General features: G+C 37.6%; 12 protein-coding genes and 1 pseudogene. All 13 read left to right on the top strand.

What is annotated here, in order from left to right; all coding sequences use genetic code 11:
- Positions 1-311 (top strand): annotated as a pseudogene (locus ACO6HM_RS11415) (class I SAM-dependent methyltransferase); the annotation flags it as partial.
- An 88-nt stretch (positions 312-399) separates the two neighbouring features.
- The gene (locus ACO6HM_RS11410; protein WP_485391163.1) at positions 400-1,524 is read left to right on the top strand and encodes a Fic family protein; all 1,125 of its coding nucleotides are present in this window, start codon (positions 400-402) and stop codon (positions 1,522-1,524) included.
- Positions 1,525-1,628: 104 nt separating this feature from the next.
- Complete coding sequence (locus tag ACO6HM_RS11405) at positions 1,629-2,072, top strand: SMI1/KNR4 family protein (protein WP_485391162.1); 444 nt, start codon at positions 1,629-1,631, stop codon at positions 2,070-2,072.
- A 54-nt stretch (positions 2,073-2,126) separates the two neighbouring features.
- Positions 2,127-2,561 carry an Imm12 family immunity protein gene (locus ACO6HM_RS11400; protein WP_485391161.1) on the top strand — a complete coding sequence of 145 codons (435 nt, stop codon included), beginning with the start codon at positions 2,127-2,129 and terminating at the stop codon, positions 2,559-2,561.
- A gap of 37 nt (positions 2,562-2,598) precedes the next feature.
- Entirely contained in the window at positions 2,599-3,009 is a 411-nt protein-coding gene (locus tag ACO6HM_RS11395; protein ID WP_485391160.1) for a hypothetical protein, read from the top strand.
- Positions 3,010-3,081: 72 nt separating this feature from the next.
- Positions 3,082-3,414 (top strand): thioredoxin family protein, encoded by a 333-nt coding sequence (locus ACO6HM_RS11390; RefSeq protein WP_485391159.1) that lies wholly within the window; start codon positions 3,082-3,084, stop codon positions 3,412-3,414.
- Between the two features lie 152 nt (positions 3,415-3,566).
- On the top strand, positions 3,567-4,805 hold the full coding sequence (gene trpB, locus ACO6HM_RS11385) for a tryptophan synthase subunit beta (protein WP_485391158.1): 1,239 nt from the start codon (positions 3,567-3,569) through the stop codon (positions 4,803-4,805).
- A 401-nt stretch (positions 4,806-5,206) separates the two neighbouring features.
- Positions 5,207-7,018, top strand: coding sequence for an ABC transporter ATP-binding protein (locus ACO6HM_RS11380; protein ID WP_485391157.1), 1,812 nt, complete (start codon positions 5,207-5,209; stop codon positions 7,016-7,018).
- Entirely contained in the window at positions 7,015-8,748 is a 1,734-nt protein-coding gene (locus ACO6HM_RS11375; protein WP_485391156.1) for an ABC transporter ATP-binding protein, read from the top strand. The genes ACO6HM_RS11380 and ACO6HM_RS11375 overlap by 4 nt, the downstream gene beginning before the upstream one ends.
- Positions 8,749-8,863: 115 nt before the next feature.
- Positions 8,864-10,126: an AAA family ATPase gene (locus ACO6HM_RS11370; RefSeq protein ID WP_485391155.1), complete on the top strand. Its 1,263-nt coding sequence runs from the start codon at positions 8,864-8,866 to the stop codon at positions 10,124-10,126.
- A 1-nt stretch (position 10,127) separates the two neighbouring features.
- The gene (locus ACO6HM_RS11365; RefSeq protein ID WP_485391154.1) at positions 10,128-10,514 is read left to right on the top strand and encodes a hypothetical protein; all 387 of its coding nucleotides are present in this window, start codon (positions 10,128-10,130) and stop codon (positions 10,512-10,514) included.
- A 42-nt stretch (positions 10,515-10,556) separates the two neighbouring features.
- On the top strand, positions 10,557-11,162 hold the full coding sequence (locus ACO6HM_RS11360) for an L-2-amino-thiazoline-4-carboxylic acid hydrolase (RefSeq protein ID WP_485391153.1): 606 nt from the start codon (positions 10,557-10,559) through the stop codon (positions 11,160-11,162).
- Positions 11,163-11,489: 327 nt separating this feature from the next.
- On the top strand, positions 11,490-12,104 hold the full coding sequence (locus tag ACO6HM_RS11355) for a TetR/AcrR family transcriptional regulator (protein WP_485391152.1): 615 nt from the start codon (positions 11,490-11,492) through the stop codon (positions 12,102-12,104).
- Positions 12,105-12,129 lie beyond the last annotated feature (25 nt).

Here is a 12,129-nt window from a genome sequence, read left to right as displayed (position 1 = left end):
GATTGTTAATGGTCGGATTTATGAATCCTTGGATATACATGTATGATGCTGACGTCGTATGGGATAAACCCGATGAGGAATTACTATTAAAGTATTCGCTGCCTTTTAATTCAAAAGAGCTTGAAGAGAAAGGCAAGATAACCATAAATCCGGAATATGGATATGAATTTAGCCATACCTTAGAAACTCAGATTAGAGGACAACTTAAAAATGGTCTGGCTATGATAGATTTTTATGAATCGTGTGATAAAAGAAACAGATTATCACATTATGGAAATGACTATATAGCTACACTTTGCATTAAACTATAATGTTAATGTTATTTTAGCAAAATATTTTGATAGGATTAAGGCTGCTTCGAAAGATAGCTTAGAAAAATGAAAAGTGAGGTGATGATTGGTGAATGAAGATCCTTTTAAGGAATATTTTAAGGAGTCTGAGCCGGATAAGCGGGACAAAGGCTATGCATGGCATACGGCTATTGGTCTGCAGGCAGTTGACGGACTTAAAACATCAGAATACTTGGTGCATACTGCCGTTCGGAATATCGAAGGTGAGATTTCCTTTGAGGAAGCGAATGCCCTCTTGCAGAGCTATTATGAAGAGAATCCAGCCAGCGATACAGACAATCGCACCGAGGAAGCTGACAAGGTTTCGGCAAGAATCGCCGCACTTCTTTCAGAGAAGGCGTTCAGCTTTACACCGAATGAGTACATTTCCATCCACCGGAAGCTTTTCACTGGGATTTATTCCCATGCAGGATGTATCAGGGATTATAACATCACGAAAAAAGAATGGGTGCTTGACGGTGCTACAGTGCTTTACGGAAGTGCAACAGAATTGAAAGCAACACTGGATTACGATTTTTCCGAAGAAAAAAAGTTCTCTTACAAGAATCTTTCGATGGATGAAATCATACATCATATTGCGGTGTTCATATCCAGACTGTGGCAAATTCATGTCTTTGGTGAAGGCAACACTAGAACGACGGCGGTGTTCTTTATCAAGTACCTACGCACTCTCGGTTTTGACGTAACAAATGACATCTTCGCTGAGAATGCGTGGTATTTCCGCAATGCGCTTGTCCGGGCAAACTATAATGACTTAAAAAACGGTATACATGAAACTACGGAGTTTTTGGAGCTGTTCTTGAGAAACCTTCTTCTGAATGAGAATCATCCGCTTCATAACAGGAGGTTACATATCAGTGGCACCTTTAAGGGATTAGAAAAACCGTACATTGGAACTAAAAAACCGTACATTGGAACTGCAAAACCGGACATTGAGGCTGTGAAAATGGATATTGAGAAAAAGTTCCAGTCGAAAACCTTGAGCCATATTCTGAAACTTCGTGAGGCATTTACTAATCAAGCTATCTTTGGACGTTCAGATGTGATGAGAGTAATTGCTATAAAATCTTCAAGGGCATCTGAACTGCTGGCGGAGTTGATTGAGAAGAATATTATCGAACCAGTATACGGACACGGGAAAGGGAAGTACAGATTCAAGGTGAATAAGGGCTGAGGTAAATAGAGTGAAAACCGCAGGGAATAGGGAAAGAATAGTCGAAATACTGAAGAAAATGGAGGAAAAACTTAAATAGATCAATAAGTTACGAGGGGGAGCAAATGAGTAATGTTGTTTTAGCAAAATACTTTGATAGGATTAAGGCGGCTTACGAAGTAAGTGCGTTTACAGAAGGGATCTGTCCTGAAACAGAAAATAGAATAATACAGTTTGAAGCAAAATATGCATCTATTCCGACAGAGTACCGTTGGTTGCTACTTAACTTAGGTGGCTGCTATTTGGCAGAACCTTGGATTTACGGCTTGAAAGAACTGGAGGAGAACTATGCAATCTTTGTAGAGGCATACGAGGAGTATATGAGCGAATGTGAACACGGCCCTGCATTTCCTATTGGAGGTTTAGGTGATGGAAGTATCGTATTTATAGACTTGGAAAGCGGTAAGGTGCGTGGATATAACAATGACTATGCTGACCTTGAGGAAATTGCAGAGAGTTTTTCATCACTTATTTTAGAGCTGGTAGAACAGGTAGAAAGCTTTTCCTGATACAATATAAACAGGCAGTTTTTACACTATACAGCTAAAATTTGAGGAAAAAATATGAAAGTCAATATGAATGTTATTGTTGGCGGAACGGATGATGAGCTAAATATTATATTATCTGCTGCAAGAACAATAAGAAAAGAAATGAAATCTTTATTTGAAAGCTTTGAGATAGAGGCATTGCAGAAGATGGATATTTGCGTTTGCCTTAGTGGAAATATATCAAAATATTATTCAGAGTCTGGAATTTATCAGGCAAGTTATTATCTTAAAACTAAGAAATTTATTGTATATGTTCATTTTTGTTCTAATGAATGGAATTCTGGTAATAAAGAAAATGTAAGTAAGTTTATTAAAATGTATAATGACTATCTTTTGGAGCTTTCGGATATCATTAAGAAGAAAATGGCAAAGCATAAGTTGGCTTTTGATAGTAAATGCTATGAAGATATAATTAGAAGAGTGTTTGAAAATTTGGGAATATGTGTTTGATAGACAAATCATAAATTTGTAAAGGAGAAGTGCTTTAATGAGTGAAAATATCGTTCCTGACTTAAAACAAAGCTTGATTCAACTAATTGAACATCTATGCAATGAAAAAATTATTAAAAATATTAGTGTAGAGGATTTGAACTGTCAAACTTTTAATAGCCTTGTTGTTTTATTAAGAGATACGCTAGGGGAAGAATATCCTAATACAAAGCTAAAACCAATCATGAAAAGTGTTCATTATGCGAACAATTTTAGTGATTTATCTCTGAAGGAAAGTGCTTTTGTACTTGACGAGATTGAGCAGTATCTCTGTGTCAATAAATTTCTCAATCACGATAAATCAGTTAAATACTTTAATAAGAGGATTACAGCTGAGGAGTTTGAAATAAATCAGGAAAATTTGCTTATGGTTATGATAGAAAGTTTGTTATCTTGCAAAGCAATTTGAGAAATAGGTTAAATGCAACGGAGTGTATTAAGTGCATGGAATGTGTTATGAATTGGGCGAAGGAGGATATTTATGCAGGAAATGAGAATAATTCAATCATCACAAGAGTATATAACTTTCAAAGAACAAGAGAAATTTAGTCTATTTCTATTTGGTTCAGAAAAGTGTAGTCCTTGCAAAGCTCTAAAGGAGAAAATTAGAGCTTGGAATGAGTCTCATCCACAGGTATTTTGTGGCTATGTGCCGGTGGAGGAGAATATTTCGCTTGCAGCACAGGAAAATATCTTGGGAGCACCCGCAGTACTCGCTTTTGTTGGAGGAAAGGAGGCAATACGAAAGGCAGGATATTTTAGCTTGGAAGAAGTGTTTTCCTCTATGGACCGATACATATCCTGTAGTGCTTGACACAAACAAGACTTAATAATCCCTTGACAATAAAATTTTAGAATGTTAACATTAGCCCAAATTATGATATCACAAGAACTTTCGTGAATAATTTGGGCTAAGTTATTTGTTAGCAAAGCATTGCACTTTGATTAAGAAAGGAATTAGTAATTATGAAAACTTACCGTGATTTTGATAACTACCTTAAGAACTTTCCTGATGAAAAGGGATATTTCGGGGAATACGGAGGGATGATATTACCTCCTGAATTAGTTCCTGCTTTTAAGGATATTACCGAGGCCTATGCAGAAATCTGCAATAATGCACGTTTTATCAATGAATTAAGACGTATCAGAAAAGAATTTCAAGGCAGGCCTACCCCTGTTTATCATTGTGAACGCTTATCTTCATTGCTAGGAAAATGTCAGATATATCTTAAAAGAGAAGACCTTAACCATACAGGTGCACATAAGATAAACCACTGTATGGGTGAGGGTTTGCTTGCTAAATTCTTAGGCAAGAAAAAGCTCATAGCTGAAACAGGTGCAGGACAGCATGGAGTTGCACTTGCAACTGCTGCGGCATACTTTGGTCTTGAATGTGATATTTACATGGGAGAAGTTGACATAGCAAAGCAGCATCCTAATGTAATAAGGATGAAAATGCTTGGAGCAAATGTAATCCCTGCAACCCACGGACTTAAGACACTTAAAGAGGCTGTGGATGCTGCATTTGAAGGATATCTTAAAGAATATAAGGATGCAATATACTGCATAGGCTCTGCCGTAGGACCTCATCCATTTCCTATGATAGTGCGTGATTTTCAGTCAATTGTTGGTATTGAAGCAAAGGATCAGTTCAGGGAAATGACAGGCAATCTACCTGATGTTGTTTGTGCGTCAGTTGGAGGAGGCTCCAATGCAATAGGTATGTTTGAAGCGTTTCTTCCTGAACCTGTTGACATTGTCGGTGTAGAACCACTCGGAAGAGGAAGTGGAGTAGGAGACCATGCAGCAAGCATGACATTTGGTAAAAAGGGAATTCTTCACGGCTTTGAAAGCCTGCTCTTACAGGATGAAAATGGAGAGCCGCTGCCTGTTTACTCTATAGCGAGCGGACTTGACTATCCGTCTGTAGGACCTGAACATGCATACTTGAAGGACTGCGGAAGAGTAAAATATGAAGCTGTAACTGATGATGAGGCTATGCAGGCATTTTTCTTACTCTCACGTTATGAAGGAATCATTCCTGCAATAGAGAGCTCACATGCTTTGGCGTACGCAATAAAGCATGCTAAAAATCAGAACTCAGGCACAATACTTGTCAACCTCTCAGGTAGAGGAGATAAAGATATTGACTATGTATATGAGAAATATGGTACAGGTGAGCAGTTCTTAAAAGAGTTTAAATAGAAAAATTTATTTTTCGCGTTATAATTTAATGCTTTTTATGTATAGCAGGGGATTAAAACCCCCCTGCTATTTTTTTTATCACAATAACAATGAACCACCGGCATGCCGATGAGTTCTCATATAGCTTTAGTTTCAGGAAAAAATCTCCTGTGAATGAAACTTAATACTTTGATACACATATCATATAATGGTGTATTTTAAACATAATGTAATTTGTTTTTAATTCGCAATCTTGCGGTTTAATATGTCAGCTATATATTTTATAAATAATCTTGAGGAATGAGAAATATTGTGCTACACTGTTAGTGATATCTAACTTATTTTTAAACCAGTCGTTCGCTAATTTAGTCTGTTCTAAGAACTTAGGAAACATATCTTAATGTACAAAGGAGCTTACTAAGATGAAAACTGATGAGGGGACAAGAAAAGAATCGGCATCATTCTTTAAGGAACTAGGGGGATTCATGCGGCCATACAGGGCCTTGTATTCATTGTCTGTAATCATAAGCATACTCTCGGTATTTCTTAACATTGGGGGATACATTCTTGCAGGAAAAATAGTTGTAGAGCTATTTGAATCTACGGTTGATTGGAGTCAGATTGTAAGAACCGGTATCATACTCGCATTATGTAAGCTTGGCAGTGGAATTGCTATGAATTTGTCTACTTGGCTGTCACACCTTGCTGCATTCAATACGCTTAGAGATATAAGAGTCGAGCTTATAAAGAAAATGCTTAGGCTTCCTATGGGATACTTTGAGGAAAATGGCAGTGGAAGGCTTAAGACTATGTTAGTCGACAATGTCGAAGGAATAGAAAAAACTCTTGCCCATATGCTCCCCGAGATGACAGGAAATCTTGCAGGTCCGGTATTTCTGATTATATGGATGTTCTTTATTGACTGGAGAGTGGCTCTTACGATGGTTGTATGGATTTTATTTGGATTTTCAGTAACCATGGGCATGATGCGTGGCTACGCTCAGAAATTTAGGGGACAGCTACAGGCTTCAAAGAGTATGAATCAGGCTATTGTAGAGTTTGTAAATGGTATTGAAGTCATTAAGAATTTTGGCAGGACGAAGGAGAGCTACCGCAAGTACACAGAGGCCATCAAAGGACACGCAGATTATAATGTTAATTGGATGAGGGAAACACAGGTATATTCATCATTAGGTATGGCTATAGCACCATTTTCAATATTTCCAGTACTGATATCAGGCCTGATATTTTGGAGTGATGGAAGTCTTAAGACGCCAATGCTCTTCCTGATGATGATATTATCTTTTGGAATATTTGCACCTCTTATGACAGCTTTAACCTATATAGACCAGGCGGCTCAGATGGGAACATATGCGAAGGAAATCCGCGATGTATTAAATTATCCTGAGCTTAAAAGAGGGGAAAATATAGAATTTAATAATAATGACATAGAGTTTAAGAATGTAAGCTTTTCATATGGCAAATCAAAATGCGATGAACTTGATGACGGTATAGGTAAATCAGAAAAGAAGGCCGCAGATAATGTTTCTTTTAAGATTAAAGAGGGCAGTATGATGGCATTTGTAGGGCCTTCCGGAGGAGGCAAATCCACGCTTGGTAAGCTGCTTGCAGGATTTTGGGATCCTGATGAAGGAAGTATAACTATTGGAGGGCTTGACATGCGGGAATATACTCAAGAAGCCCTAAATGAAAGAATTGCTTTCGTAGATCAGGATACATTTTTATTTGATAAGACAATTAGGGATAATATCCGACTTGGAAGACCTGATGCAACAGATGATGAAGTAGAAGAGGCTGCAAAGAGAGCAGGCTGTCACGAATTTATATCCAAACTTCCTAAGGGATATGAGACCATGTCAGGCTCTGCAGGAGGAAGCCTGTCCGGCGGTGAGAGACAGAGAATTACAATTGCAAGGGCTATGATGAAAAATGCTCCGATTATGATACTGGATGAGGCCACCTCAAGCTCTGACCCTGAAAATGAAGCTTCGATTCAAGAAGCCTTATCAGTGGCTGCAAAGGGTAAAACTCTAATTGTAATTGCACATAGGCTTATGACTGTTAAGAATGCAGACAAAATTGCGTATATCGAAAATGGACGCATAAAGCAGATAGGCACACATGAAGAACTTATGCTCTCGTGTGAGGATTACAGGAAGATGTGGGAGCTTTCAGAGGAAGACGGTGAGTCTCTTCCGGGAGGTTTGAAATGATAAAGACAATTAAAAAGCTATGGGAATTCAGTGAACACCAACATAAAACTCTTATTATTACGCTGATAATGTCGCTTATACACGCATTTGTTGGTGTTACACAGCTTATTGCCATAATGATATCGATGGATGTTTTGATAAATAAAGCACCTGTGGGACCTGCAATAAGAAATATCGTTATACTAACTGTAATATGCGCCATCGTGAGCTTTGTAACATCGTTTTTTGAACATTCAGGCAGTGTGGCTGTTGGATTTTTTATGACAGCAGATAAGCGTATTGGACTGGGGAACTTCTTAAAGATGCTTCCACTTGGCTTCTTTAGTGACAATGCTTCGGGCAAAATAGTGGCTGCGCTTACAACGACTCTGGGTGGCATTGAAACAGGGGCTGCGATGGCTATGATAACTACAGTATCAGGCATTTTCAGCGCCCTTTCTATGTTTGCAGCAGTTTGCTTTTATGAGTGGCGGATTGGCGTTATCACCGGTATAGGTATGCTGGTTTATCTTTTTGTAGTAGATCTTCAAATGAAGGTTTCAGAAAAGAATGCGCCATTCTTACAAAAGGCACAGAATGTCTTGGCTGAGGCAGCCCTTACTTTTCTTCAGGGGATTAAGGTTACAAAGGCATTTAGTGTAAAGGAAGGAAATGACGAGCTATATGAAGCTGTGAGTGGCAGCAGGGATGCTAACATCAGGCTCACGAGTAAAGCAATGCCGTCGCAGTTTTTGGGGAGATTTGTTATAGCGGTCTTTGAGATACTCATAATTGCCTGCACTCTTTGGATGAGGCAAGAAGGCGGTATTTCTCTTGTAAAAACAATAATGCTTCTTGTATTTAGCTTTATGGCGTATGTTTCGCTCAATCAGGCAGGCTCTGTATTATCTATGATAGGCCTTTTAGACAGTGGTCTAAAGGTAATAGGAGAGGTTGAAGAAGCTAAGCAGATGAGCTGGAGTGATGCACCAAAGACTATGGAAGGCAATGAAATAGAGCTTAAAAATGTCAATTTTTCTTATGGAGACAATGAAGTATTGCACAATGTATCTGTTACTATCAAAGAAAACTCATTGACAGCAATAATCGGACCGTCCGGTTCCGGAAAGACTACCTTATGTGAACTCATACCGAGATTTAGAGATATAAATAGCGGAAGTATTACAATTGGAGGAGTAGATATAAGAGATGCAGATTATGCGGAACTGATGAAACGAATCAGCATGGTATTTCAAAGGGTATATTTATTCGAGGACAGCATATATAATAATATAGCATTCGGTAAACCGGGTGCAGGGATTGAAGAAGTACGCAGGGCTGCAAGGGCTGCAAAAATCGATGAGTTTATCGAGGCACTTCCTGATGGATATAATACAGTGCTTGATGAAGGAGGCAGCAGCCTCTCAGGAGGTGAAAAGCAGAGGATATCAATAGCTCGTGCAATTCTAAAAGACGCTCCAATCATCATAATGGATGAAGCAACAGCAGCACTGGATGCTGAGAATGAACACGAAATCCTTGCTGCGATAGAAGCTCTCACAAAGAACAAGACTGTTATTATGATAGCGCACCGTATTAATTCTATTAAAAATGCAGATCATATCATTGCGATTAAAGATGGCAGGGTAGTACAGGATGGAAGCCCAAGGGAACTTGCAGAAAAAGAAGGCTTATATAGGGATTTCCTGCGCTCAAGAGAGGAAATATCAGGGTGGACAATTAATAACTAAGTTTGAGCTAAGGGCTTATTATATACAACCAAATGAGGAAATACCACACTTAACAGTTGATTTTTAGCAAAAACAGTATATAATAATAAGCAGGAAAGGATGTGAGGTAAATAATATGTTGATTCAGTTTAGTTTTAAAAATTATAAATCATTTAAGGAAGAGGCAACTTTGGATTTATCTGCAACAAAGATGACAGAGTTTTCTGAGAGAGTAGTTACCATAGGCAGCGAAAAGATATTGCCTGTTGCAGCTATTTACGGAGCAAATGCAAGTGGAAAGTCTAATATTTACAACGCCTTTGGGTATATGTCAAACTATGTTTCTGAATCCTTTAAATATGGTGATGAAGATGAAAAGTTTGAAGAGTTTAGCCCAACGCCTTTTTTATTTGACTCAAAATCCATTAATGATGAATCAAGTTTTGAGGTTTATTTTACATTGCCTGATGATAAGACAGAAAAGGTTTTTAACTATGGATTTTGTATAAATAAAGAGGGTGTGACAGAGGAATGGCTTAATTCAAAGGCAAAAACCGCTAGAAAATACAGTACTGTATTTTATCGTGGAAAGACTGCTGACGAGCTAGATTTATCAGGAATACCTAAAAGTAGCAGAGAGAATATCAATGTTGCTTTAGAAAAGCAGGTTCTCATTGTTTCGTTAGGTGCAAAATTAAAAATTGGCAAGTGTAAAGTAATTAGAGATTGGTTTTTAGCAAATGAATTTGCTGATTTTGGAAATCCATTTACCAATTTCTTTTTGTCAAGAAGGCTGCCTAAGGGATTTGTAGAAGACAAAAGTGTACAGCAAAAGATAATTGATTATTTTTCTTCGTTCGATGAACATATTAAAGACTTTCGAATTGAAAAAGTACCTCTAGAGGGAGAGACTAAAGAAGAGGCTTACAAAATAATTGCACTTCATAAGATGAATGACTCAGATGAAATGGCTGAAATTCCCCTGGGAGGGGAATCAGCAGGAACGCTAAAAATGTTTGCACTATATCCTGAGCTTCAAGAAGTTTTGGAAAAAGGAAGTGTTTTCTTCATAGATGAGTTAAATGCACGTTTACATCCATTGCTTGTTAGGAATTTTTTGCTTATATTTTTGAATCCTGAAATTAACGTTAATCACGCACAAATTATATTTACTACGCATGATACCTGGCAATTATCTAACCAGCTATTGAGACGTGATGAAATCTGGTTTGTTGAAAAGGATGAAAAAGGTGTCTCTGCCCTGTATTCATTAGCAGATTTTGTGGATGAAGATGGAGCTCGTATCCGAAAGGACGAAAGCTATGAGAAAAATTATCTGATAGGGAAGTATGGCGCGATTCCTACCTTAAAGAGTATAGATATTTTAAAGGAGGAATAGCATGGCGAAAATAGATAGGTCAGGTATTAGGAAAAATCGTGAACAGAGTAGAAAACTTAAAAATCCGGAACTAGGCTACTATCTGATTGTTACGGATACGGAGGCTACTGAGCGGTGCTTCTTTACAGGGCTTCATCAATCATTGAAGGTGGGCGTAAGAAATAAACTTGTTATTAAAGTTATAGAAACAAAAACACGGATAATGATTGATAAATGCCTGGAACTTACAGCTTATGATGCGCAATATAGAGTTCCTTGGATTGTATTTGATAGAGATGTGTCCTTGTACAACGGTACACGAGTTGGTGGGCGAGATAAAATCAAAATTGTAAACTATTTAAGCCGAATACATGCATTTAACTTGAACGATTATTGTCTATTAAACTGACTGTAAAGTCATAAAATAGTAAATTTGCTTTGGAGGGATGCAATGAAACTTAATAAAATAATCAGAAGTGTTTGTGATATTGCAGCAGATGATATTGGTAAAGTTAAAGCAGATAAAATCAAAAAGAATGCACAAAAAAGGCTTGAGGAGTTGTGTGCCGAAAACAGCAATGATTCGAAAGCTCTCAAAGCTCATACTTATAAGCGTATTTATCCTTGTATTGCAGTATATGAAGCTTTACTAGCAGAAGGCGTTGAAAAGGAAAAGGCTGTGTGGTACATTCGTGAGTATTTTCAACGTCTCGCCAAAAAGCTTGAGCCACATCTTCAGAGGATAATAAAACTATTTAGGTTAGAAAAGAAGATGCCAAAGATCTTCCTTAAAATAATACAGAAAAGTTTTGGTACAGATGCGGGATTTATCTATGAGTTTCCTGAAAGCTGTGGTAATGAAGCACGCTTCAATATGGTTCGCTGTCCATACTTTGATACCTGCAAACGCTACGGCTGTCCTGAAATTACAATGGCATTTTGCGATGGAGATGACGCAGGATACGGTAACCTAAATCCAAAATTGTTCTGGTGGCGAACAAAGACTTTAGGACGAGGCGATGATTGTTGCGATTTTTGGCTAAAGTTTCGGGAGTGACAAGACAGTTCGTTAACGATTATGGGGTTACAGCAAAAGTATTATCGCGCTTATCCGTTGTGCTATTATATTCAAGAATTCTTTGAGTTTCACAAGATACACATATTAGTGAGAGTGTGTATCTTTTTTTGTTGTATGTAAATATTGTCTTATTTCAGGTGAAAGTTTGTGTGGGAGATTACTGATTTAAGCTAGTATTTATAAATAGTAAATGCTTGTTGAAAAATTTTAATAACTATTATCGACTAAAAGTCGAAAAAATATTGACAAAAACAAATTGGTGTTATATTATAAAAACCGACTTAAAGTCGAGGGTGAGGTGTGAATATGAAGAAAGGTGAGCGAAGAAAGCAAGATCTGCTAAATATTGCATATCGTATGTTCATTGAAAAAGGCTATGAGAATACAAGCGTAGACGATATTATTATAGAGGCGGGTATTGCAAAGGGAACATACTATTACTATTTTGAAAGTAAAGAGGCAACATTGGAAGCAGTTATTGAAATGATGATTGAGAAAGCTGAAAATATAGCGAAAGCAGCTCTTATGAATCCTGTGCCTATACCGCAGAAACTGGCTTCAGTCGTGTATGCTTTTCAGCCTAACAAAGATGAGTCTGTTATAACAGATGTGTTGGAAAGAAAAGAAAATATTGTAATGCACGATAAAATCGGCAAGAAAATTGTTGAAGTGGCAGTTCCTATTCTTTCAGATATTGTAAGAGAAGGGATAGCGCAGGGAATATTTGCGTGTACCAATGTTGAAGAGAGAGTTAAAATGTTGCTGATTATGAGTCAGAATATGTTCGATTATGGGGCTTACAGCAACAAGGATATTGAGGTGTATGTAGATATGCTAGAGAAGTCGCTTGGGGCAAAGGAAGGAACAATGAGTTTTATAAGTGAGTTTTTATTGGAGGGACAAGTTCATTCTCCTGCCTAAATCCAAGTATTGAAGAAAGCTATTT

The organism is Catonella sp., assembly GCF_057250765.1.
The sequence above is the reverse complement of the archived record's forward strand: the minus strand, read 5'-3'. Positions and strand labels throughout refer to the sequence as shown.